General features: G+C 73.2%; 19 protein-coding genes and 1 pseudogene. 14 read left to right on the top strand and 6 right to left on the bottom strand.

Annotation, left to right across the window (positions count from 1 at the left end):
- Window positions 1–1,056, bottom strand: coding sequence for a class I SAM-dependent methyltransferase (locus tag KWI83_RS03790; protein WP_218512815.1), 1,056 nt, complete (start codon window positions 1,054–1,056; stop codon window positions 1–3).
- Between the two features lie 161 nt (window positions 1,057–1,217).
- Here KWI83_RS03790 and cobT point away from each other — a divergent pair, with 161 nt between their 5' ends.
- Together cobT and KWI83_RS03780 are read left to right on the top strand one after the other, a co-directional pair.
- Window positions 1,218–2,339 carry a nicotinate-nucleotide--dimethylbenzimidazole phosphoribosyltransferase gene (gene cobT / locus KWI83_RS03785; protein WP_218512814.1) on the top strand — a complete coding sequence of 374 codons (1,122 nt, stop codon included), beginning with the start codon at window positions 1,218–1,220 and terminating at the stop codon, window positions 2,337–2,339.
- A 130-nt stretch (window positions 2,340–2,469) separates the two neighbouring features.
- A complete protein-coding gene (locus KWI83_RS03780; protein ID WP_218512813.1) occupies window positions 2,470–3,168 on the top strand; it encodes a hypothetical protein in 699 nt (232 codons plus the stop codon).
- Here the strand turns inward: KWI83_RS03780 and KWI83_RS03775 are convergent.
- Window positions 3,108–3,872 carry a hypothetical protein gene (locus KWI83_RS03775; protein ID WP_218512812.1) on the bottom strand — a complete coding sequence of 255 codons (765 nt, stop codon included), beginning with the start codon at window positions 3,870–3,872 and terminating at the stop codon, window positions 3,108–3,110. The genes KWI83_RS03780 and KWI83_RS03775 overlap by 61 nt on opposite strands.
- A gap of 62 nt (window positions 3,873–3,934) precedes the next feature.
- On the opposite strand from KWI83_RS03775, the gene KWI83_RS03770 reads away from it, so the two are divergent.
- The 9 genes and pseudogenes from KWI83_RS03770 to KWI83_RS03735 all read left to right on the top strand — a co-directional run bounded on the left by KWI83_RS03770 (window position 3,935) and on the right by KWI83_RS03735 (window position 16,126).
- The gene (locus KWI83_RS03770; protein WP_218512811.1) at window positions 3,935–4,717 is read left to right on the top strand and encodes an adenosylcobinamide-GDP ribazoletransferase; all 783 of its coding nucleotides are present in this window, start codon (window positions 3,935–3,937) and stop codon (window positions 4,715–4,717) included.
- Window positions 4,718–5,006: 289 nt separating this feature from the next.
- Complete coding sequence (locus tag KWI83_RS03765; RefSeq protein ID WP_218512810.1) at window positions 5,007–6,527, top strand: leucyl aminopeptidase; 1,521 nt, start codon at window positions 5,007–5,009, stop codon at window positions 6,525–6,527.
- A 449-nt stretch (window positions 6,528–6,976) separates the two neighbouring features.
- Entirely contained in the window at window positions 6,977–8,365 is a 1,389-nt protein-coding gene (lpdA, locus tag KWI83_RS03760; RefSeq protein WP_218512809.1) for a dihydrolipoyl dehydrogenase, read from the top strand.
- Between the two features lie 62 nt (window positions 8,366–8,427).
- Window positions 8,428–10,290: a 2-oxoglutarate dehydrogenase, E2 component, dihydrolipoamide succinyltransferase gene (sucB, locus tag KWI83_RS03755; RefSeq protein WP_218512808.1), complete on the top strand. Its 1,863-nt coding sequence runs from the start codon at window positions 8,428–8,430 to the stop codon at window positions 10,288–10,290.
- A 247-nt stretch (window positions 10,291–10,537) separates the two neighbouring features.
- Window positions 10,538–11,161, top strand: coding sequence for a GntR family transcriptional regulator (locus KWI83_RS03750; RefSeq protein WP_218512807.1), 624 nt, complete (start codon window positions 10,538–10,540; stop codon window positions 11,159–11,161).
- A 1-nt stretch (window position 11,162) separates the two neighbouring features.
- Window positions 11,163–11,379: pseudogene (locus tag KWI83_RS38105) on the top strand (ABC transporter permease); the annotation flags it as partial.
- A gap of 279 nt (window positions 11,380–11,658) precedes the next feature.
- Entirely contained in the window at window positions 11,659–14,361 is a 2,703-nt protein-coding gene (gene aceE / locus KWI83_RS03745; RefSeq protein WP_218512806.1) for a pyruvate dehydrogenase (acetyl-transferring), homodimeric type, read from the top strand.
- A 215-nt stretch (window positions 14,362–14,576) separates the two neighbouring features.
- Window positions 14,577–15,551, top strand: a complete 975-nt coding sequence (locus KWI83_RS03740; protein WP_218512805.1) for a YafY family protein — start codon at window positions 14,577–14,579, stop codon at window positions 15,549–15,551.
- Between the two features lie 56 nt (window positions 15,552–15,607).
- Window positions 15,608–16,126, top strand: coding sequence for a DUF4240 domain-containing protein (locus tag KWI83_RS03735; protein ID WP_218513213.1), 519 nt, complete (start codon window positions 15,608–15,610; stop codon window positions 16,124–16,126).
- A gap of 15 nt (window positions 16,127–16,141) precedes the next feature.
- On the opposite strand, the gene KWI83_RS03730 is transcribed toward KWI83_RS03735, so the two are convergent.
- Together KWI83_RS03730 and KWI83_RS03725 are read right to left on the bottom strand one after the other, a co-directional pair.
- The gene (locus tag KWI83_RS03730) at window positions 16,142–16,357 is read right to left on the bottom strand and encodes a hypothetical protein (RefSeq protein ID WP_218512804.1); all 216 of its coding nucleotides are present in this window, start codon (window positions 16,355–16,357) and stop codon (window positions 16,142–16,144) included.
- Window positions 16,358–16,437: 80 nt separating this feature from the next.
- Window positions 16,438–17,265, bottom strand: coding sequence for a peptidoglycan recognition protein (locus tag KWI83_RS03725; protein WP_256361747.1), 828 nt, complete (start codon window positions 17,263–17,265; stop codon window positions 16,438–16,440).
- Between the two features lie 220 nt (window positions 17,266–17,485).
- On the opposite strand from KWI83_RS03725, the gene KWI83_RS03720 reads away from it, so the two are divergent.
- Window positions 17,486–18,670: a MarP family serine protease gene (locus KWI83_RS03720; RefSeq protein WP_218512802.1), complete on the top strand. Its 1,185-nt coding sequence runs from the start codon at window positions 17,486–17,488 to the stop codon at window positions 18,668–18,670.
- Between the two features lie 22 nt (window positions 18,671–18,692).
- On the opposite strand, the gene KWI83_RS03715 is transcribed toward KWI83_RS03720, so the two are convergent.
- Complete coding sequence (locus tag KWI83_RS03715) at window positions 18,693–19,181, bottom strand: GNAT family N-acetyltransferase (protein WP_218512801.1); 489 nt, start codon at window positions 19,179–19,181, stop codon at window positions 18,693–18,695.
- A 72-nt stretch (window positions 19,182–19,253) separates the two neighbouring features.
- Between KWI83_RS03715 and KWI83_RS03710 the strand changes: the two genes are divergently transcribed.
- Window positions 19,254–20,150: a TIGR01777 family oxidoreductase gene (locus KWI83_RS03710; protein WP_218512800.1), complete on the top strand. Its 897-nt coding sequence runs from the start codon at window positions 19,254–19,256 to the stop codon at window positions 20,148–20,150.
- A 173-nt stretch (window positions 20,151–20,323) separates the two neighbouring features.
- Window positions 20,324–21,688, top strand: coding sequence for an NAD(P)/FAD-dependent oxidoreductase (locus KWI83_RS03705; RefSeq protein WP_218512799.1), 1,365 nt, complete (start codon window positions 20,324–20,326; stop codon window positions 21,686–21,688).
- 423 nt (window positions 21,689–22,111) lie between these two features.
- Here the strand turns inward: KWI83_RS03705 and KWI83_RS03700 are convergent, their stop codons facing one another.
- Window positions 22,112–23,548, bottom strand: a complete 1,437-nt coding sequence (locus KWI83_RS03700; protein WP_218512798.1) for a regulator — start codon at window positions 23,546–23,548, stop codon at window positions 22,112–22,114.
- Between the last annotated feature and the right edge of the window lie 148 nt (window positions 23,549–23,696).

Below are 23,696 nucleotides of genomic sequence, written 5' to 3'. Positions count from 1 at the left end.
CTACGGCACCGGGTTCTTGCGGGCGATCACCCGGTACGCGTTGGAGAAGCCGGTGCGGCGCAGCACGGGCGCCAGGGTGTGGTCCAGGGCTGCCGCTGTCAGGCGTACGGGGATGGTCGCGGGCGTCAGGGCTGCGCGCGCGGTGTGCTGCAGCACGGTGGGCGGGGTGGCTCGCCAGGGGGTGTCGGGGGAAGGGAGGGCCTGGGCGAGGGCTCGGGTTGCCGCCGTGGCGAGGTCGGTGGGGGTGTGGGGGGTGCACTCGTCCGTGGCGAGGACCGTGCAGTTGTGGGATTCCAGGGCCTTGTGGACGTTGGGGAGCGGGATGAGGTGGACCTGGCCGGGTTGCGCGTGGCCGGGCCACCACTTGCCCAGGAGTGCGGCGAACGCGCTGTGCGGGTTGGTCAGTTCGAGGATGAGGTGTCCGCCGGGGCGGAGTGCCGCGATCGCCGCCAGGAGTTCCTCGCGGGGGGACGGGCACTGTTCCAGGCGGTGGAAGACGCTCACCACGTCGTAGCGGGCACGCAGCTGGGCCAGGAGGCCTGGGGTGGTGAGGTGCCCGACGTAGGCCTCCTCCACGCGTTCCGTCGCGCGGGCGCGCAGGACGCGCGGGGTGGGGTCCGTGCCGTCGAAGGAGGTGTACGGGAGCAGCTCCTGGGCGACGGCCGGGAAGTCGCCGTCGCCCGTACCCACGTCCAGCCAGCTCTCCGGCTCCGGGAGGTGCAGCATCGCCCGGACGCGCTGCCGGTTGCGGCGCCGGGAGGGCGGGCGCTCGTACTGGTCCCGGTCCCGGTGGTAGAACGCCATGCCCTCCGGCGTGAGACCGGGGTTCTGGAAGACATGCGCGCAGTCGTCGCACGCGTCGAGGGTGAACGTGCCCGGCTTGCGCTGGATCACGTCGGGTGCCGTCAGGCGCGTGGTCAGGCGCTGCCCGCCGCACCAGGGGCAGCTGTCGCGGCGCGGTGCGTGGAAGCGCTCGGTGCCCTGGGCGAGTTCGGCGAGGTACGTGGCGCGGCGCAGGTCGATCTCCGGTGCGGCGAGAGGGGCGGACGACGACATGGGCGGCTCCCGGGGCGCGACGGACAGGGCGGGGAGGGGCGTACGACAATCCGCTGCAAAACGGAACGTATGGGATCGCGATCTTGGGTGCAACGACGTCGTGGGGTCGTGGTCGCCATGTGGCGCGGTCCTGTTCGATCGGGGCCGGTACTGTTCGGCGAATGAGCTCGCTTAATCTCGACGACTTCACCGATCTGATCGAGCGCCCCGACGGCGGGGTGCGCCGCGACGCGGAGGCGCGCCGGGAGCGTCAGATCGTGCCGCCCGGTTCGCTGGGGCGCCTCGACGACCTGGGTGAGTGGCTGGCCGCGGCACAGGGTGCCGTACCGGTGCGGGCGGTGGAACGGCCGCGGGTGGTGCTGTTCGCCGGTGACCACGGTGTCGCGGAGCTGGGGGTGTCCACGCGGCCCGCGGGGAGCGCCGTGGAGCTGGTGCGGGAGGTGCTTCGGGGCGGCCGCCCGGTGTCCGTGCTGGCCCGGCGGCTCGGCGTGCCGGTGCGGGTCGTGGACATGGCGCTGGACTGCGATCCGCAGACGCTGCCCGCGGATGTCGTGAAGCACCGGGTACGGCGTGGCAGCGGGCGGATCGACATCGAGGACGCGCTGACGGCCGAGGAGGCCGAGGCCGCGTTCCGCGCCGGGGTCGCGGTGGCCGACGAGGAGGCCGACTCCGGTACGGATCTGGTGGTGCTCGGCGATCTGAGCGTGGGCGGGACCACGGTGGCCGGGGTGCTCGTCGCCGCGCTGTGCGGGACCGACGCGTCGGTGGTGACCGGGCGGGGCGGGCTCGCCATCGACGACCTGGCGTGGATGCGCAAGTGCGCGGCGATCCGGGACGCGTTGCGGCGGGCGCGGCCGGTGCTCGGGGACCAGCTGCAGTTGCTGGCGACGGTCGGCGGGGCCGATGTCGCGGCGATGACCGGGTTCCTGCTCCAGTGCGCGGTGCGCAAGACGCCGGTGATCCTGGACGGCGTGGTGGCGGCCGCGTGTGCGCTGGTGGCGCAGCGGATCGCGTTCCGGGCGCCGGACTGGTGGCTGGCCGGGCACAACAGCGGGGAGCCGGGGCAGGCCAAGGCGCTGGACCGGATGGCGCTGGAGCCGCTGCTCGACCATGGCGTGTCGGTCGGGGAGGGCGCTGGGGGTCTGCTGGCGCTGCCCCTGGTGCAGGCCGCGGCGGCGTTGGCGGCGGAGCTGCCGGAGCGGCCGGAGGAGCCGGAGGAGCCGGAGGAGCCGGAGGAGAAGGAGCCCGCCGAGGAGCTGGAGGCAGAGCTGGAGGCAGACTAGGGGTGCGGTCTGAGGAGTGCGGTCTGAGGTGCAGGTCACTCAGGTCGCGGTCAACTTTCGGCCGGTTTCGGGTGGTCTCTGTACGTGTCGCTACGTATCCGCACCCGCCGCACCCCCGGAGCCGCCCCCGATGAACCCGCTCGCCCGCTGGGCCCGCGCCGAATGGGGGCCGCTCCACCGGACCGTCCGTGCGGGGCTGCGCGCGCGGCGGGCGCGGGCCGTGGCGATGGCGATCGGGGCCGTCTGCCTCACCGCCCTGCTGCACTTCGTGCACGGCCGCTCGTGGGGCTACCAGTTCGTGCAGAACGTCGGGGCCGTCCGCGCCGAGGACCCCCTCTGGCTGGCCCTCCTGCGCACCCCCCTGTCGCTGTTCGTGCCCGCCCTCGGCCTGCCGGTGTGGGGTGCGCTGCTGCAGATCCTGCTGGTGTTCGGCATCGCGGAGATCTGCCTCGGACGATGGCGCACCCTCGCCCTCGCCTACACCGCCACCCTCGCCGGAACGCTGTACGCCCGCCTCGGCATCGCCCTCGGCCCCGGCCACCCCCTCGGCCTGCCCGCCTCGGACGCGCAGGTCGTGGACACCGGCCCGTCGGCCGCGGTCGTCGGCCTCGCGGTGTACGTCGGCTGGCGCTACGGAGCGTACGTCACCGCCGGGGCGGTCGTCGTCGCGATGGTGGCCGAGGTGGTGGTGAAGGAGAACCTGGCCGGCAAGGAGCACCTCGCGGCGATCGCGGCGGTGCTGGTGCTGTGCGCGGTGACCGCGCCGCGTCAGCGGGTTTCGAGGGAGCGGGTGGGCTCGCGGTCGGGTGTGCCGCCCAGCCAGTCCTGAAGCCTGCGGGTGGGGCCCAGCCAGCGGCGGTCGTGGTGGTAGGCGCGCAGGCGTGCTCTGGCCCGGGCGCGGGGACGGCGGCGGTAGAAGCGTTTCGCCCAGGGGGATCCGGGGCGGGCCAGCCGGATCGCGCCGAACAGGGCGAGGAAGGGGATGATCACGCCGAGGATGGCCAGGCGGGCCTTGCCCTTGACGAGGGCGATGAGCGAGAGGAGGAAGGTCACCGCGACCGTGGAGATGACCGAGCCCCGGTTCTGCAACTCGTCCTCGTCGAGGTCGTTGACGCCGAAGGGCGAGAATCCGGCCACCCACAGGCCGACCAGCGCGGCGGTGAGCACGACCGCCTCGACGCTCTTGCGGCCCGCCTCGGTCCAGTACACGTCGTCCAGATGCAGGATCAGCGCGAACTCGTCCAGCACCAGGCCCGCGCCGATCCCGAAGAGCACGGCCGCGAGGTAGGAGCCGAAGCCGTGCCGGCCGCCGGCCACCGCGCCGAAGCCGCCGACGAGGATGAGGATGACGCCGGGCACCACGTGGTGGACGTGCACACCGCCCGTCTTGACGTTGCGGAAGGGGCCCCTGCCCGCCCGGATCATGCGGGTGATCAGCCGGGTGATCAGGAAGGTCAGCACGAAGGCGGTGAGGGCGAGCAGCAGGGGGAGCTTGCCGGGCTCGACGATGTTGCGTTCCAGCCAGTTCCCCATACGTTCAAGTTTGCCCAGGATTCCGGTGAAATGCTCCGTGAGCGGTCGCGTACCCTGCCGGGATGTCCCTGATCCCGCCCGTGCACGGCCTGCGCTTCGCCTTCGGCATCCTCACCGTCCTGCCGGTACGGGTGACCCGCTGGGACCGGGACACCGCGCGCGGCGGGATGCTCTGCGCTCCCCTCGCCGGGCTGGTCGTCGGCCTCTGCGCGGCCGGTGTCGGTCTGCTGCTGCTCCTGCTCGGCGCGGGCCCGCTGCTCGCCGCCGTCGGCGGCGTCGCCGTCCCCGCCGTCCTCACCCGTGGCCTGCACCTGGACGGCCTGGCCGACACGGCGGACGGGCTGGGCAGCGGCAAGCCCGCCGAGGACGCGCTGCGGATCATGAAGCAGTCGGACATCGGCCCGTTCGGGGTGCTCACCCTGGTCTTCGTGCTCCTGGCCCAGGTGGCGGCCCTGGCACAGGTCTACGACGGCTCCTGGGCCCGGGGTGCGCTCGCGTCGGTCGTCGCGGCCACCGCCGCCCGCCTCGCGCTGACGCTGGCCGCCCGCGCCGGGGTGCCGGCCGCCCGGCCCGACGGGCTGGGGGCGGCCGTCGCCGGGGTCGTCCCGGTCCGCGGGGCGGTGGGCGTGACGCTGGCCGTGACCGGAGGTGCCGCGGCCGCCGGGGCGCTCTTCGGGACGTACGACGTCCTGCGCACGGCCCTCGCGGTGGTCGCCTCCGCCGTGGTCGCCGGCCTCCTGCTGCGGCACTGCGTGCGCCGGTTCGGCGGGGTCACCGGCGATGTGTTCGGCGGTCTCGCCGAGACGGCGGCCACGACGGCACTGCTGGTGCTCGTCCTGGGCTGAGGCGCCTCAGCAGGTCCGGTGTGCGGCTCGGGAGCGGCGTCCCTCTCACCCGAACCCGACGCGTGTGACTCGGCTCATGGGGTGCGAGGATCAGTACATGGCCACGGCGCCACCGAGAGGTGAACGTCCGCGGGAATGCCCGAAGGGACAGCGGGCGTAGGCTCGTGCCAGGTCAATACCTGTCCAGGTACAGACTCCACCACACGAGGGATCCAGGGTCGGCTGTCGGGCCCGGCCGCCCCGTCCCTCGGCCACAGGAACTTCACATCGGAAGCGAGATTTCACCACCGTGACTGCTCTCACTCTCAGCACCGCCGCGGCGCCCGGCCTGCGGGCCGACGCGATCGTGATCGGTGTCGCCAAGGGCGACAAGGGCCCGGTCGTCGCACCGGGCGCGGACGCCGTGGACAACGCGTACGACGGCAGGCTCGCCGGCGTCCTGGAGACCCTGGGCGCCTCCGGCGCCGAGGGCGAGGTGACGAAGCTGCCCGCCCCGGCCGGTTTCAAGGCGCCGCTCGTGGTGGCGGTGGGCCTCGGGGCCCGGCCGGAGAAGGACGCGGAGTACGACGCGGAGGCGCTGCGCCGGGCCGCCGGGGCCGCCGCCCGTGCGCTGGCCGGTGCCAAGAAGGCCGCCTTCGCGCTGCCGGTCGCGGACGCGGCCTCGGTCGGCGCGATCGGCGAGGGCGCGCTGCTGGGCGCCTACTCCTTCGACGCGTACAAGGACAACGGCAAGGACAAGAAGAACGGCAAGGCGCCGCTCGCCGAGGTCACCGTGCTCGGTGGCAAGCCCCGCGACAAGGCGTTCAAGGCGGCCGTCGAGCGCGCCGTCGCCGTCTCCGAGGAGCTCAACCGCGCCCGTGACCTGATCAACATGCCGCCGAACGACCTCAACCCGGAGGCGTTCGCGGCGATCGCCCAGACCGCGGCCAAGGAGCACGGCATCAAGGTGCAGGTGCTCGACGAGAAGGCACTGGCCAAGGGCGGGTACGGCGGCATCCTGGGCGTCGGCGCCGGGTCGGCGTCGGCGCCGCGGCTGGTGAAGCTGTCGTACACCTCGTCGAAGGCGAAGAAGCACCTCGCGTTCGTGGGCAAGGGCATCACGTACGACTCGGGCGGCATCTCACTGAAGCCTGCCGGTCACAACGAGACGATGAAGTGCGACATGAGCGGGGCGGCGGCGGTGTTCGCGGCCGTGATCGCCGCGGCTCGGCTCGGGCTGGAGGTCAACGTCACCGGGTGGCTGGCGCTGGCCGAGAACATGCCGTCCGGGTCGGCCACGCGGCCGGGTGACGTGCTGCGGATGTACAGCGGCAAGACCGTCGAGGTGCTGAACACCGACGCCGAGGGACGGCTGGTGCTGGCGGACGCCCTGTGGGCGGCGTCGGAGGAGAAGCCGGACGCGATCGTGGATGTGGCGACGCTGACCGGGGCGATGATGCTGGCGCTGGGGAACCGGACGTTCGGTGTGATGGCCAACGACGACGCGTTCCGCTCCGCGGTGCACGAGGCCGCGGAGGAGGTCGGTGAGGCCGCGTGGCCGATGCCGCTGCCGGAGCATCTGCGCAAGGGGATGGACTCGGCCACCGCCGACATCGCCAACATGGGTGAGCGGATGGGTGGGGGGCTGGTCGCCGGGCTCTTCCTGCGGGAGTTCGTGGGCGAGGGCATCACGTGGGCGCACCTCGACATCGCCGGGCCCGCGTTCAATGAGCAGGGGCCGTTCGGATACACGCCGAAGGGTGGTACGGGGTCCGGGGTGCGGACTCTGGTGCGGCTGGCCGAGCTGACCGCCGCGGGCGATCTGGGGTGAGGTTCGCCTGAGGGGTCCTTGCACTATGAGCGTCCGATCAGGTCGCGTGGTCTGGTGCCGTGCATCGCAAGGCGCCGGAGCGCCCTGGTAGCGGAGCCACCTGGGCGTTTCGGCAACGCGGCGAGGTGCGGTGCCAGGCCGCGCGACCCGGGCGGGCAGAGTGCAAGGACCCCTAAGAGCCGGTCCGTTCCGTGGTACGGCGGGTGCGGGGAGTCCGTGGTGGGTCGCGCAGTTCCCCGCACCCCTGGCGGCGCTGCCCTTCCGTCACCCTCATCTGAGCGTGGGGCGTATCACACCCCGGCCCCGCGTCTCGTTGTGTGCTGACAGGTGCGAAGATGGGGCTCGGCAGGACAGGGCCCCACCGAAGGGCCGAAGTAGAGCGGCCGGACACCAGCCGCCTGCCGGTCACCGCAGACCGGCGTACGGCGCACATGCATGGAGGACGTGACGTGGCGAACGACGCCAGCACCGTTTTCGACCTAGTGATCCTCGGCGGTGGTAGCGGTGGTTACGCCGCGGCCCTGCGCGGGGCGCAGCTGGGCCTGGACGTCGCCCTGATCGAGAAGGACAAGGTCGGCGGCACCTGCCTGCACCGGGGTTGCATCCCCACCAAGGCCCTGCTGCACGCGGGCGAGATCGCCGACCAGGCCCGCGAGAGCGAGCAGTTCGGTGTGAAGGCCACCTTCGAGGGCATCGACGTCGCCGGGGTCCACAAGTACAAGGACGAGGTGGTCTCGGGCCTGTACAAGGGTCTGCAGGGCCTCATCGCCTCCCGGAAGGTGACCTACATCGAGGGTGCGGGGCGGCTGTCCTCCCCGACCTCGGTGGACGTGAACGGTCAGCGGATCCAGGGCCGCCATGTGCTGCTGGCGACCGGTTCCGTGCCGAAGTCGCTGCCGGGTCTGGAGATCGACGGCAACCGGATCATCTCCTCGGACCACGCCCTCGTCCTGGACCGCGTGCCGAAGTCCGCGATCATCCTCGGCGGCGGTGTCATCGGTGTCGAGTTCGCCTCCGCGTGGAAGTCCTTCGGCGCGGACGTCACGATCATCGAGGGCCTGAAGCACCTCGTCCCGGTCGAGGACGAGAACAGCTCGAAGCTTCTTGAGCGCGCCTTCCGCAAGCGCGGCATCAAGTTCAACCTGGGCACCTTCTTCCAGAAGGCCGAGTACACGGCCGACGGTGTCAAGGTCACCCTCGCCGACGGCAAGGAGTTCGAGGCCGAGGTCCTGCTGGTCGCGGTCGGCCGCGGTCCGGTCTCCCAGGGCCTGGGCTACGAGGAGGCCGGGGTCGCCATGGACCGCGGTTACGTCCTCGTCGACGAGTACATGCGGACCAACGTCCCGACGATCTCGGCGGTCGGCGACCTGGTCCCGACGCTCCAGCTCGCGCACGTCGGCTTCGCCGAGGGCATCCTGGTGGCGGAGCGGCTGGCCGGTCTGAAGGTCGTCCCGATCGACTACGACGGCGTGCCGCGGGTGACGTACTGCCACCCCGAGGTCGCCTCCGTCGGCATCACCGAGGCCAAGGCCAAGGAGATCTACGGCGCGGACAAGGTCGTCGCCCTGAAGTACAACCTGGCGGGCAACGGCAAGAGCAAGATCCTGAAGACCGCGGGCGAGATCAAGCTCGTCCAGGTCAAGGACGGCGCGGTGGTCGGCGTGCACATGGTCGGCGACCGCATGGGTGAGCAGGTCGGCGAGGCCCAGCTGGTCTACAACTGGGAGGCGCTGCCGGCCGAGGTCGCCCAGCTCATCCACGCCCACCCGACGCAGAACGAGGCGCTCGGCGAGGCCCACCTGGCCCTGGCCGGCAAGCCGCTGCACTCCCACGACTGACGCTCTCGGTCATCGGGCGCGACGACACAGACTTCCGCAATTCGTAAGGAGCAACCGAAACCATGGCGGTTTCCGTAACCCTTCCGGCGCTCGGCGAGAGCGTCACCGAGGGCACCGTCACCCGCTGGCTGAAGGCCGAGGGTGAGCGCGTCGAGGCCGACGAGCCGTTGCTCGAGGTCTCCACCGACAAGGTCGACACCGAGATCCCGGCCCCGGCCGCCGGTGTGCTGGCCTCCATCAAGGTCGCCGAGGACGAGACCGTCGAGGTCGGCGCCGAGCTGGCCGTGATCGACGACGGCACCGGCGCGCCGGCCGCCGCTCCGGCCCCGGCCGCCGAGCAGGCCGCCCCACCCGCTCCGGCCCCGGCCGCCGAGCAGGCCGCCCCGCCCGCTCCGGAGCCGGCCCCGCAGGCCCAGCCGTCCGCCGAGCAGGCCGCTCCCGCCCCGGCGCCCACCGCCGAGGCCGCCGCCGGCGGCGGTGCCGCCGAGGGCACGGACGTGGTCCTGCCCGCGCTCGGCGAGTCCGTCACCGAGGGCACCGTCACCCGCTGGCTGAAGTCGGTCGGTGACACCGTCGAGGCCGACGAGCCACTGCTGGAGGTATCCACCGACAAGGTCGACACCGAGATCCCGGCGCCCGCCTCCGGCACGCTGCTGGAGATCACGGTCGGCGAGGACGAGACGGCCGAGGTCGGCGCCAAGCTGGCCGTCATCGGCGCCCCGGGTGCGGCTCCGGCCGCTGCCCCGGCTCCCGCCGCCCCGGCCCCGGCGTCCGCCGCCGAGGCCCCGGCCGCGCCCGCCCCGGCCGCTCAGGCTCCGGCCGCCGAGGCCCCGGCCCCGGCTCCGGCCGCCGAGGCTCCGGCCCCCGCGGCCCCCGCCGCCCCGGCCCAGCCCGCGGCACCGGCTCAGCCCGCCGCCCCGGCCCCCGCTCCGGCCGCTCAGGCTCCGGCCCCGGCCGCTCCGGCGCCCGCCGCCGCGCAGCCGACCGACGAGGGTGCCTACGTCACCCCGCTGGTGCGCAAGCTCGCCGCCGAGAACGGCGTCGACCTGGCCACCGTCAAGGGCACCGGCGTCGGCGGCCGGATCCGCAAGCAGGACGTCCTGGCCGCCGCCGAGGCCGCGAAGGCCGCCGCCGCGGCTCCGGCTCCGGCCGCCGCCGCTCCGGCCGCCGCCGCGAAGAAGGCGCCGGTCCTGGAGGCCTCCCCGCTGCGCGGCCAGACCGTCAAGATGCCGCGCATCCGCAAGGTCATCGGCGACAACATGGTCAAGGCCCTGCACGAGCAGGCCCAGCTGTCCTCCGTCGTCGAGGTCGACGTCACCCGCCTGATGAGGCTGCGCGCCCGGGCCAAGGACGCGTTCGCGGCCCGCGAGGGCGTCAAGCTCTCCCCGATGCCGTTCTTCGTCAAGGCCGCCGCGCAGGCGCTGAAGGCCCACCCGGCCATCAACGCCAGGATCAATGAGGCCGAGGGGACCATCACCTACTTCGACACCGAGAACATCGGTATCGCGGTGGACTCCGAGAAGGGCCTGATGACCCCGGTCATCAAGAACGCCGGTGACCTCAACCTCGCCGGTATCGCCAAGGCCACGGCGGAGCTGGCCGGCAAGGTCCGCGCCAGCAAGATCACCCCGGACGAGCTGTCCGGCGCGACCTTCACCATCTCCAACACCGGTTCGCGCGGCGCGCTGTTCGACACGATCATCGTGCCGCCGGGCCAGGTCGCGATCCTCGGCGTCGGCGCCACGGTCAAGCGCCCGGCCGTCATCGAGACGGAGGAGGGCACGGTCATCGGCGTCCGCGACATGACCTACCTGACCCTCTCCTACGACCACCGCCTGGTGGACGGCGCCGACGCCGCCCGCTACCTGACGGCGGTCAAGGCGATCCTGGAGGCCGGCGAGTTCGAGGTCGAACTCGGCCTGTAAAAACGCCCTCGGCGCACACACTGATGCCCTCGCCCCGGAAATCCGGGGCGAGGGCATCGCCGTTTGTTCGGGGCGCGGGGAACTGCGCGACAAGCCACCCACAACGCGCACCCGCCAAGCCACAGAACCCCCACCCCACTAGGCGTGTAAGCCTCGTCTCACCTGCACCAAAGCGCCCCCATGCGCCCCTCCCCCGCACGAGGACGGCCTTATTGTCTAATCGTCAAACGCGCCCTAAGGAGCCCTCATGACCGCGCCCGTCATCCACTCGCTGCGCGAACAGATCCGCGAGCACATCCTGGAAGGGATCATCAGCGGGCGCTGGAAGCCGGGCGAGCGGATCGTGGAGCGCCGGATCGCCACCGAACTGGAGGTCAGCCAGACCCCGGTCCGCGAGGCGCTGCGTGAACTGGAGTCGCTGCGCCTGATCGAGTCCGCGCCCAACAAGGGCGTACGGGTGCGGAACCTGACCGCGGCCGACCTGGAGGAGAGCTACCCGGTCCGGGCCGGTCTGGAGGCCATCGCCGCCGAACTCGCGGCGCACAAGCTCGCCGAGGACTGCTCCGCCCTCGAACCGCACGTCACCGCGCTCTACGAGGCCGACCGCAAGTCGGACGGCACGGCCCAGGTCCGGCACACGGTCGCCTTCCACCGCGAGCTGGTCCGCGCCGCGGGCAACTCGGTGCTGCTGCACACCTGGGAAGGGCTCGGCATCGAGGTGTTCACCGCGCTGTCGATCCGCTGGCTCGGGACGGTGCAGCAGTCCTACGCCGAGGAGCACGAGGAGCTGGTCGCGGCCTTCCGGCGCCGGGATCCGCGGATCGCGGAGATCGTGAAGGCCCACGTCCTGGGGTGCGCGCCGCGCGCGTAGGCTCATCGGGCGCTGGGCGATGCTGCCGCCCTGGGGCCTGATGGTGCTGCTGGGCAATCCGTCCTCGGGCGGCGCCGTGTCCTGGCCGCTGCTGCCGTCCGTGCTGGGGGCGATCGGGCGCCGGCTGCCGCCCGGCGCCTCGGTCAACGCGCAGCACACGGCGTCGCACCGGCACCCCCGGCGGGCGCGAGAGGCAAGCGGCGCACGCGGCCGCATGAGGGGCGGGGCACAAGCGAGCACCCGGGCACTCAAACGCGCCCTCACCTGCGTAAACCCAGGAAAAACACGGCACCGGGTGCCCGAGTCCGAGGCACCGCGTGCCTATTTCCTCGTGATCAAGAGGTTTTACGGGTCAACCCTTTGATCGATCATCGATCAGGGAGTTACAGTCCTCGACGGGCTCCCACCCGAGCCTCACGCCCTGTCCTGCCAAAGACCAAGGGCACCCCGAACCCTTACCGATGAGGGAACCCCCTTCGACTGAGGAAGGCGGCGACATGACCGACCCCAACGCCATCCAGCCGAGCGAGCTCGACCAGCTCCCGGACCGCGACCCGGAGGAGACCGCCGAGTGGCAGGCCTCCCTGGACGCCGTCGCCAAGGCGGCCGGGCCGCACCGTGCCGCGTACCTGATGCGCCGCACGCTGGAGCGCGCCGAGGGCACCGGCATCGCGCTTCCCAAGCTCCTTGAGACCGACTACGTCAACACCATCCCCACCGCCGCCGAGCCGTCGATGCCCGGCGACCCGGAGATGGAGGCCCGGATCACCGCCTGGAACCGCTGGAACGCGGCCGCCATGGTGACCCGCGGCAGCAAGTACGGCGTCGGCGGCCACATCGCCACCTTCGCCTCCGCGGCCTGGCTGTACGAAACCGGCTTCAACCACTTCTTCAAGGGCAAGGAGGCCGACGGCTCGGGCGACCAGCTCTACATCCAGGGCCACGCCTCCCCCGGCATCTACGCCCGCGCCTTCCTCGACGGCCGCCTGAACGAGCACCACCTCGACAACTTCCGCCGCGAGGCCGGCGGCAACGGCCTGCCGTCGTACCCGCACCCGCGCCGTCTGCCCTGGCTGTGGGAGTTCCCGACGGTGTCGATGGGCCTCGGCCCGCTCTCCGCGATCTACCAGGCGCGCTTCAACCGCTACCTCACCAACCGCGGCATCAAGGACGTCTCCGCCTCCCACGTCTGGGCCTTCCTCGGCGACGGCGAGATGGACGAGCCGGAGTCGACGGCGGCGCTCGCGCTGGCCGCGCGTGAGGAGCTGGACAACCTCACCTTCGTCATCAACTGCAACCTGCAGCGCCTCGACGGCCCGGTCCGCGCCAACTTCAAGATCGTGCAGGAGCTGGAGGCCCAGTTCCGCGGCGCCGGCTGGAACGTCGTGAAGACGCTGTGGGGCTCGGCGTGGGACGAGCTGCTGCAGCTCGACACCACGGGGGCGCTGGTACGACGCCTGCGCGAGGTACCGGACGCGCAGGTCCAGACGTACCAGACCCGCGACGCCGCCTACATCCGCGAGGACTTCTTCGGCAAGGACCCGGCGCTCGTCGAGATGGCGAAGCTGCTGAGCGACGACAAGATCCTCGACTGCTTCCACTTCTCGCGCGGCGGTCACGAGCCGCGCAAGGTGTACGCCGCGTACAAGGCCGCCGTCGAGCACAAGGGCGCGCCGACCGTGATCCTGGCCCAGACGGTCAAGGGCCACACGCTCGGCGAGGGCTTCGCGTCGAAGAACGCCAACCACCAGATGAAGAAGCTGACGGTGGACGAGTTCAAGACGATGCGCGACCTGCTCGGCCTGCCGATCGCGGACAGCGCGTTCGTCGACGGCGTGGTGCCCTATGGCCACCCGGGCGCCGACTCCCCCGAGGTCCGCTACCTCCAGGAGCGCCGCGCCGCCCTCGGCGGTCCGGCCCCGGCCCGCCGCGTGCACCCGGTCGCGCCGCTGCCCGCGCCCGCCGAGAAGGCCTTCGCGTCCTTCGACAAGGGCTCCGGTTCGCAGAACGTGGCGACCACCATGGCGTTCGTCCGCCTGGTCAAGGACCTGGTCCGGGACAAGGAGACCGGCAAGCGCTGGGTGCCGATCGTCCCGGACGAGGCACGCACCTTCGGCATGGAGAGCCTCTTCCCCTCCCTCGGCATCTACTCGCCCAAGGGCCAGACGTACGAGCCGGTCGACCGCGACCAGCTGATGTACTACAAGGAGGCCAGGAACGGCCAGATCCTCAACGAGGGGATCACCGAGGCCGGTTCGATGGCCGACTTCATCGCCGCGTCGACCGCGTACTCCACGCACGGCGAGCCGATGATCCCGTTCTACATCTTCTACTCGATGTTCGGCTGGCAGCGCACGGCCGACCAGATGTGGCAGCTCGGCGACCAGCTCGGCCGCGGCTTCCTCATCGGCGCCACGGCGGGCCGTACCACCCTGACCGGTGAGGGCCTGCAGCACGCCGACGGCCACTCCCCCGTCATCGCGGCCACCAACCCCGCCGCTCTGACGTACGACCCGGCGTTCGCGTACGAGATCGCGACGATCGTCAAGGACGGTCTGCGCCGCATGTACGGCGAGGCGGCGCCGGGCGAGGACCCGAACGTCTTCTACTACCTCACCGTCTACAACGAGCCGCTGCCGCAGCCCGCGAAGCCGCAGGGCCTCGGCATCGACGAGGGCATCGTCAAGGGCCTGTACCGCTTCAACACGGCGGAGTCGGCGGGTGTGACGGTGGCGGCGAACGCCCCGCGCATCCAGCTGCTCGGCTCCGGTACGGCGATCCACTGGGCGCTGAAGGCCCAGGCACTGCTCGCCGAGGAGTGGGGCGTGGCGGCCGACGTGTGGTCCGCGACCTCCTGGAGCGAGCTGCGCCGGGACGCGCTGGAGGCCGACGCGGCGCTGCTGCGCGGCGAGGAGCGGGTGCCGTACGTCCGTCAGGCGCTGCAGGGCGCCGAGGGCCCGGTGCTGGCCGTCTCCGACTACATGCGCCAGGTTCCGGACCAGATCGCGCAGTGGGTCGAGCAGGACTACTCCTCGCTGGGCGCCGACGGCTTCGGCCTCTCCGACACCCGCGAGGCCGCCCGCCGCCACTTCGGCGTCGACGCGGAGTCCATCGTGGTCGCGGCCCTGGCCCAGCTCGCGAAGCGCGGCGAGGTCAAGGCGACGGCCGTGAAGGAGGCACGCGACAAGTACGGGCTGTAGGCCCGGCCACCGACAGGCCCCCGCCTCGGTGGGGGCCTGCTGCATCCCGATCGCGCAGTGGGTCGAGCAGGACCACTCCTCGCTGGCCGCCGACGGCTTCGGCCTCTCCGACACCCGCGAGGCCGCCCGCCGCCACTTCGGCGTCGACGCGGAGTCCGTCCCCCTGTCGCCGACAGGCCCCCGCCTCGGTGGGGGCCTGCTGCATGATGTGCTCCATGCGTGCTGCCCGGCTGATCAAGATGGTGCTGTTGCTGCAGTCCCGGCCCGCCATGACCGCCGCCGAGCTGGCGCGGGAGCTGGAGGTGTCGGAGCGGACGGTGACCCGGGACGCGCAGGCGCTGTCGGAGGCCGGGGTTCCGGTCTACGCCGACCGGGGGCGGGCCGGCGGGTACCGGCTGATCGGCGGGTACCGGACGCGGCTGACCGGCCTGCACCGCAGTGAGGCCGAGGCGCTGTTCCTGTCCGGGGTGCCGGGGGCGCTGCGCGAGATGGGCCTTCAGGACGCGGCCTCGGCGGCCCGGCTGAAGGTGTCGGCGGCGCTGCTGCCCTCCCTGCGGGACGCCTCCAGGACGGCGGCGCAGCGGTTCCACCTGGACGCCCCGAGCTGGTTCAAGGAGCCCGGGACGCCCGAGCCGCTGCCCGCGGTCGCGGACGCGGTGTGGGACGACCGGCGGATCACGGCACGCTATCGCCGGGGGGACAGCGAGGTGGAGCGGGAGCTGGAGCCGTACGGGCTCGTGCTCAAGGCGGGCGTCTGGTACCTGTGCGCGCGGGTGGCGGACCGCGGATCCTTCCGGGTGTACCGGATCGACCGGTTCACGGCGGTGGAGGTCGGCGAGGAGCGGTTCTCGCGGGACCAGGGGTTCGAGCTGCCCGCCTTCTGGGAGGAGCGGGCGGAGCAGTTCGCGCGCTCCATCCTGCGCGCCGAGGTGGTGGTACGGCTGTCCGGGGAGGGCGTGCGGAGGCTGCCGTACGCCCTCGATCCGCGGTCGGCGCGGGACGCGCTGGCCGCCGCGGGCACCCCGGACGACGACGGCCGGGTGACCGTGACGCTCCCGGTGGAGTCGGAGGAGGTCGCGCACACCCAGCTCTCCGCCCTCGGACCGGAGGTCGAGGTGCTGGCGCCCGAGGGGCTGCGGGAGCGGTTCGCCGAGGACGCGCGGCGGCTCGCCGATCTGTACGGGACATAACGATCCGCCGCACTCCGCGTGCGCCCCACCCGTGAAGGCCCGATGCTTGTGCCGTGATGGACGAGACGGAGTTCTGGGAGCTGATCGACGCCACTCGCGAGGCCGCCGAGGGCGATCCCGAGGAGCAGGCCGACCTCCTCGTGGAACGGCTCCTGCAGCTGGACCCGGAGTCGGTCCTCGACTTCGCCCGTCACTTCGAGGTCCGCTACCACCGCGCGTACACCTGGGACCTGTGGGGTGCCGCCTGGGTGCTGCTCGACGGGGCCAGCGACGACGCCTTCGACTTCTTCCGGTGCTGGCTGATCGGCCAGGGCCGGGAGGTGTACGAGGGCGGGGTGCACGACCCCGACTCGCTCGCCGACCTGCTGGACGACTTCGACGAGGAGGTCGACGGCGACGGCGAGGAGCTGGGCTACGCGGCGGACGAGGCCTACGAGCAGCTCACCGGCACCGTCGCCCCCGACCTCGGCATCGCGCCGGCGGCCGCCGAACCGGAGGGCACGCCGGTCGACTTCGAGAACGAGGCGGTGCTCGCGGAGCGGTATCCGCGCCTGTGGGACCGGTTCAGGGAATGAGTCGGCGCCCGGGGTTCAGGCGACCCTGCGGCGGCTGGTGTCCGTCGGCATGTACGCCTGCGTCCGGTCGGCCTGCACCGCGTGGCGCAGTGGTGCCGCGTTGGCCTGGTCGAGTGCCGAGGCCGTGACGGCGGCCGGGCCGAGGACGATCGTCGCGACCTCGCAGAGCACGGTCCGGGGCGCGCGCAGGACCCCGTTCCACGTGTCGGTGTTGCCGCTCGTGATCCCCACCTCCGGTCGGCTGGTGACCCGGACGGTAGGGCGGCCGGATCTGTGCGCCCTGCGTGGCGGCTGTGGCCTTCCTGTGGGGTTCACGGCCGCCCCTGCAACCGGGCGGCCAGGTCCCTGATCTCCGGCAGCCGCGCGGTCAGGGCGGCGCCGGGGCAGGTGGTCATGTAGCCGTCGTTGTGGCCGGCCAGGGCGGGCAGCGTGGCGGGCGTGCCGGCGGCGAAGCGGCTGTGGCTGTTGCTGGAGATCAGGCGGACATCGGCGCGCGGGTCGGTGCCCGACAGGCCCAGTTTCCAGGCGGCCAGCGCGGCGATCGCCTCGGTCATCACGCGCGGCACCTCGGCGCCCGCCGTGAAGGTGCCGATGGCGGCGATGCCGGTGGTGCGGTGGTTGAAGCCCAGCGTGTGGGCGCCGGTGACGGGGCGGTCGACGCCGCCCGCGCGGCCCTCGTAGATGGTGCCGCAGCGGTCGACGAGGAAGTTGTAGCCGATGTCGTCCCACGCGCGGGTGCCGGTCTGCCCGGCGTAGAGGTCGCGGATGATGCGGGGCGTGTCGGCGCAGCGGTAGGTGTTGGGCGAGTCGGTGTGGTGCACGAACACGGCGACGACCTTGTCGTCGTAGCGCGGCGGCGGCTGCTTGCGGGGCGTCCCGCCCTGGCCCAGCCAGGCCGCCCGGGGGACGACGGGCGGCCTGGGGGCGGTGTGCGGGGCGGTGGCGCGGGCCGCGGCGAGCGGGTGGGCGGTCCGGGAGGCCGTCACCGACCGGTCCACCATGTACGCGCACCACACCAGGGCGGCCACTGCCGCGAGTCCGGGCAGACAGCACACCAGCACCGCGGCAGGGCCGGATATGCGCACGGTGCGTCGCCGTGGGCCCCGTGTGCTGCGCTTGCCACCTCGGAGGACAGACATGGTCCCACTGTCGGCCCGTGCGCATCCGCCCGCGATGTGTGCTGTGCCACCTGGTGGAACCATCGTCCGGGTCGGTGACGTTTTTCGGGATACACGCACAGTGGCCGGTTCCCGACCGGCGTCGCCCGCGTGGCTGATCATTGGGCCCGTCCGGCACGTACTAAGGCGTGCTGGGGCGCGTACCCGCGCGCACCGACGGGGACTGGGGAAAGGCGGCTCCGTGGACCTGCTCGACATCCTGCTGGTGCTGGTGATCCTGGTGTACGCCGGGTCCGGCTACCGGCGCGGGCTGGTGGCCGGCTGTGTCTCGCTCGCCGGGTTCGTGGGCGGCGCGGCGATCGGCGTGTGGATCCTGCCGTGGGTGATGGACCTGGTGTCGCCGGGGACGACGGCGGCGACGGTGACCGCGGTGCTCACGGTGCTGGTCCCGGCGGTGGTGGGGCACGAGCTGGCGGGGCGGCCGGCGCTGCGGCTGCGGCGGGAGCTGGCCCGGGGGCCGCTCCGGGTGGCCGACGGGGTCGGCGGGGCGGCGGCCAACTCGGTCGCCGTGCTGATCGTGGCGTGGGTGGCCGCGAGCGTGCTGGCGGCGTCCTCGTCGCCGCTGCTGACGGGCGCGATCCGGGACTCACGGCTGCTCGGCGCGGTGCAGAGCGCGATGCCGGACACCACCCCGGCGTGGTTCTCGCGGGCCACGTCGGCGCTCACCGAGGCGGGCTTCCCGCAGGTGTTCAACCCGTTCGAGAACGAGTCGACCGCCGAGGTGGCCAGGCCCTCCGGCGACAGCGTCACGGCTGCCGCCACCAACGCCGCCAAGCTGAGCTCGGTGAAGGTGGAGGGCGTCGCGGACGGCCAGGGGCGTGAGGGCAGCGGGTTCGTGTACGCGGCCGAGCACGTGATGACCAACGCGCACGTGGTGGCGGGCATCGACGAGCCGACCGTCCGGGTCGGCGGGGTCGGGCCGTCGTACGAGGCACGGGTGGTGCTGTTCGACCCGGACAAGGACGTGGCCGTGCTCTACGTCCCCGACCTGCGTGCGCCCGCCCTGGAGTTCGACGACGACGCCGAGCGGGGCGACGCGGCCGTGGTCGCCGGTTATCCGCAGGACGGCGGGCTGGATCTGCAGGCGGCGACGGTCGCGGCCCGGGTCCGGGCGACCGGCCAGAACATCTACAACGACGAGAACGTCACACGCGAGATCTACTCGATCCGCTCCACGGTCCGCCCGGGCAACTCGGGCGGTCCGCTGCTCACCACCGACGGCAAGGTGTACGGCGTGGTCTTCGCCCGCTCCACCTCCGACGCCGAGACGGGGTACGTCCTGACGGCCGCCGAGGTCGCCGGTGACGCGGCGCGGGCGGCGGACGCGACGACGCCGGTGGACACGGGCGCGCTGGTGTCGTCGTAACGCCCGGGCACCGCGAGGCGGCTCAGAGGAAACGGCCCATCAGCACGTCGTCGGCGTACTCCCCGTCGAGGAAGAACTCCTCCGGCAGCACCCCCTCCACCACGAACCCCTCGGACTCGTACAGCTTGCGCGCCGGGGTGTTGTGCCCGAGGACCCGCAGGGTGATCCGGCGGGCCCCCTGCCGCCGTGCCTCGTCCTGCACGGCGCGCAGCAGCGCCCGGCCGACCCCGGCGCCACGCGTCTCCTCGGCGACGACCAGGCCCTGGATCTGGCGGACGTGCGCGTTGCTCTCCAGCGGCGTGGGGAAGCCGAGCCGGATGTAGCCGACGACGGCTCCGGCGAGTTCGGCGACGAGATGGTCGCGCGGCCCGAAACGGTCGCTGAAGAAGGGGTCGTACGGCGGCCTGGGGCGCGGCTGGACGGAGTGCAGCGCGGACCAGCACCGGCGGTCGAGCCGCCCCAGCGTCTCCTCGTCGGAGTACCTGGCGTGACCTATGTACGGAACCGGCATGACGTCACTGTACGGCGGCCGGACGACGGCCCTTCCGGCCTTTGTGCGGCGTTGACCGGCAGTATGGGCCGCATGGAACGAATCGCGGTGGCCGGCGCGTCCGGTCTCATCGGCAGTGCGCTCGTGCGGTCCCTGACCGCCGAGGGGCACGAGGTGGTGCGCCTGGTGCGCCGGGAGCCCCGGGCGGCGGACGAGGTCCGCTGGGACCCCGAGGGCGGGTTCGTCGACGCGGCCGCGCTCGCCGGGTGCGACGCGGTGGTGAACCTGGCGGGCGCCGGGGTGGGAGACCGCCGCTGGACCGAGGCGTACAAGGCGCGGATCCGCGACAGCCGGGTGCGCGGTACGGCGACGCTGGCCGGGGCCGTCGCGGGGCTGCCGGCGGAGCGGCGGCCGCGGGTGTTCGTCAGCGGCAGCGCGATCGGCTACTACGGGGACACCGGGGAGCGGGCCGTCGACGAGGAGGCGCCCCCGGGGGCCGGTTTCCTGCCGGAGCTGTGCGTGGAGTGGGAGTCGGCCGCGGCGCCCGCGCGGGACGCGGGGGTGCGGACGGTGTTCGCGCGGACCGGGCTGGTGGTGTCCCGCAAGGGCGGTGCCTGGGGGCGGTTGTTCCCGCTGTTCCTGGCGGGTCTCGGGGGGCGGCTCGGGGACGGGCGGCAGTACTGGTCGTTCATCTCGCTGCACGACGAGGTCGCCGCGCTGCGGCACCTCATCGACCGGGAGGACCTGTCCGGGCCGTTCAACCTGACCGCCCCGCAGCCGCTGACCAACCGTGAGATCACCGCGGCGATGGGGCGGGTGCTGCACCGGCCCACGCTGTGCGCGGTGCCGGCGCCGGTGCTGCGGGCCGTGCTGGGCGAGATGGCCGGGGATGTGCTGGGCAGCCAGCGGGTGGTGCCGAGGCGACTGCTGGAGTCGGGGTTCGGCTTCGCGTTTCCGGGGATCGAGGAGGCGATTCGGGCGGCAAGGTGAGGCCGACACCATGGCCCTGCATGACCGTATGCGACCGCTGTGCGACCGTGCCCTGTTCATGCGCGACTGCCCCTGACTGGACGCGGCCCTAACCTCGACCCGAACTCGGGTATCCCCGAAGCCGGTTGAGGGCATCAGCTCTCCACCGGCCGCGCAACGTCGAGGAGGGGCACGTGCTTGAGCCCGTGTATCAGGCGGACGTCGTCGTCGTGGGAGCCGGGGTCGCCGGTCTCGCCGCGGCGCATCGGCTGACCGGTGCAGGAATCCCGACCACCGTTCTGGAGGCCGCTCCTTGTGTGGGCGGGCGGATGGCCACGGAGAAGGTCGACGGCTTCCGGCTGGACCGCATCGGACAGCTCCTGTTCACGTCGTATCCCGAACTGCGTCTGACACCGGGGCTCGACGCGCTGGCGCTGCGCGCGTTCACCCCGGGTGTGCTGCTGCACAGCGACGGGCGCCGGCAGCGTGCGGGCGCCCCGGCGGGTGGCCGGAGCGCGAGGGGCGCACTCCATGCCGTACGCGCCCTTGCGAGCGCCCCCCGTTCGACGGCGAGGCCGGTCACGGGGAGCCGGGCACTGGCGGGGGCGCCGCTGGGCAGTGCCGTGGACCAGGCGCGGCTCGGGGCCGCGCTGGCCCGGATCGGCGCCATGCCGGTCGAACGGCTGCTGTCCCGACCGGAGTTGCCCGCCGGTCAGGCCCTGGCGGCGCGCGGGCTGCCCGCCCGGACGGTCGACGGCTTCCTGCGCCCGCTGCTCGCCGCCCTCTTGTGCGACCCCGAGCTGACGACGTCCAGCCGGTGCGCGGACCTGGCGCTGCGGGCGTTCGCGGCGGGGCGCATGTGTGTGCCGGAAGGGGGCGCCGAGGTGCTGCCGGAGCTGCTGGCGCGCGGGTTGCCGCCGGGGACCGTGCGCACCGGGGTGCGGGTCACCGGCGTGTCCACGACGTCGGTGAGCACGGCCGAGCACGGGGAGTTCCGGTGCCGGGCGGTGCTGCTGGCGACGGACGCGCGGACGGCGGCCGAGCTGCTGCCGGGGCTGCGGGTGCCCGACTTCCATCCGGTGACGGTGGTGCACCACACGACCGACGAGGCGCCACAGACCGGGGCGTCGCTGCTGCTGGACGCCGACCGGGGCGGGCCGGTGGCGCACACGGCGGTGGTCAGCGCGGTGGATCCGACGCGGGCGCCCCAGGGGCGGGCGCTGGTGTCGTCGACGGTGCTGGGGGCCGCGCCGAGCGATGTCGACACGGCGGTGCGGATGCATCTGGCCCGGCTGTACGGCACGTCGACGGCGCGGTGGGAGACGCTCGCCGTGCACCACACCGCCGAGGCCGTGCCGGTGATGCGGCCGCCGCATGATCTGCGACGGCCGGTGCGGCTGCTGGCGGGCCTGTACGTGTGCGGCGACCACCGGGACACCAGCACGGTCCAGGGCGCGCTGCACTCGGCCCGGCGGGCGTCCGCGGCGATCCTGGCGGACCTGGGGGCGGCGGGCTCGCTGCACACGGCGGACCCGGCACCCACGGCCCGGGCGGCGTGAGGGACAGGCGCGGCCTGAGGGCGGCGGGTCCACTGCACACGGCGGACCCGGCACCCACGGCCCGGGCGGCGTGAGGGACAGGCGCGGCCTGGGGGCGGCGGGTCCACTGCACACGGCGGACCCGGCACCCACGGCCCGGGCGGCGTGAGGGACAGGCGCGGCCTGAGGGCGGCGGGTCCACTGCACACGGCGGACCCGGCACCCACGGCCCGGGCGGCACAAAGGACAGGCGCGGCCGGTCGCGGACGGGGTGCGGCCGGCTCGGCACCGCCGGGAGCCGTCGCGGTGGTTGACCGCTGTGGCGGCGGCCCCGAACGACCGGCGTCGGAAGTGACCCGCGCGGGAAGGACCGGCGCTCGCCATGCCGTGGCGGCGGCCCGAGCACCGGTTGATCAGCTCAGCGCCGCCACACGACGATCCCGCTCAGCTCAACGCCGCCACCTTGTCCCGGTACGTGCGTACCGGTGCCGCGTCCTTGTAGGGCTCCAGGCGGCGTTCGAAGTCCTTGACGTACTCCATCGCCCGCACCGACCGCATCTCCGCCGCCTGACCGGCCGCCTCGGCGGCCAGTTGGCAGGCCTGGTCGAGTTCGCCGAGGCCGAGGCGGGCGGTGGCGAGGACGACGCGGCAGAACAGGCGGCTGCGGGCGAAGCCGGGGGGCCGCAGTTGCAGCGCGCGTTCCGCGTGCTGGGCGGCGGCGCGGAACTGCTGCAGATCCCGGTGGCAGTGCCCGAACTCGTCGGCGAGCTGCGCCTCGTCGAAGAACCGCGCCCAGTACGGGACGTCGTCCCCGGGCCGGGCGGCCTCCAGCGCGCGCTCGGCGCGGACGAGGGACGCGGTGCACGCCCGCACCTCCCCCAGCACCCCGTGCCCCCGCGCCTCGGCGGCGTGCAGCAGCGCCTGCACGACGGGGGGCGCGGAGCTGCCCACCCCCTGCTGGGCCACCCGCGCCAGCTGCACGGCCTCGCGCCCGTGGCTCAGATAGACGGCCTGCCGGCTCATGGTGACCAGGACGTACGCCCCGTACGCCCGGTCCGCGGCCGCCTGCGACAGCCGCAGCGCCTGCACGAAGTACCGCTGCGCGAGGCCGTGCGCGGCGATGTCGTACGACGTCCAGCCGGCGAGCCGGGTGAGGTCGGCCGCGGCCGCGAACAGCCGGCGGCCGGTCTGCTCGCCGTAGGTGCCGCGCAGCATCGGTTCGAGCTCGTGCTCCAGGTAGCGCACCAGCGCCTGCCGGGCGTGGCCGCCGCCGTAGGCGTTGTCGAGGGTGCGGAACAGCTCGGCGACCGAGCGGAGCGCGGCGATGTCGCCGGCGGTGACCCGGTGGCCGGGCCCGCGTTCGGCCCGGCCGCGCTGCTGGGGCACCGCCGGGCGGCCCTGCGCGGGCACCCGGGCCGGGGACTCGCCCCGGGCGACCTTCTCGTCGGCCCGGCCGATCAGCCAGTCCCGGCTGGGGACGACCAGTCCGGCCGGGGTGAAGGCGATCTTGCGCAGCTCGGCGTGGCTGCCGGAGTCCTTGCGCCACAGTCCGCTGACGATGTCGACGGCCTCCTCGGGCCCGGCCGCGAACTCCAGCCCGGCGTACACCGGGGCGCAGGCGTCCAGGCCCAGGTCCTGGGCGGTGAGGCGGCGGCCGAGCCGGCGGGTGAACACCTCGGCGATGAGCGCGGGGGTCGTTCCCCTGGGCTGCTGTCCGCGCAGCCAGCGGGTGACGGATGTCTTGTCGTATCTGAGGTCGAGTCCGTGTTCGAGGCCGAGCTGGTCCACGCGACGGGCGAGACCTGCGTTGGAGAACCCCGCTTCTGCGATGAGCGCGGCGAGCTGGCGGTTGGGAGTGCGCTGCGCGGGTCGTTCCGTCATCTGCGGTGCGGTCTCCTGCCTTCGGGCTTTCGGCGGCTTGCGCCGCCGTGCTGCCCGGATTGCCTGTGAGCAGCCCTTATGGCCTCGTGAACGGCGCGAATGTAGCGGAGAGTGAGCAGCTGATCGCACACTTCGACGTTCATTCATC

Origin of the sequence: Streptomyces sp. TRM70350, from assembly GCF_019219825.1 — a bacterium.
Lineage (GTDB): Bacteria > Actinomycetota > Actinomycetes > Streptomycetales > Streptomycetaceae > Streptomyces.
The sequence above is the reverse complement of the archived record's forward strand: the minus strand, read 5'-3'. Positions and strand labels throughout refer to the sequence as shown.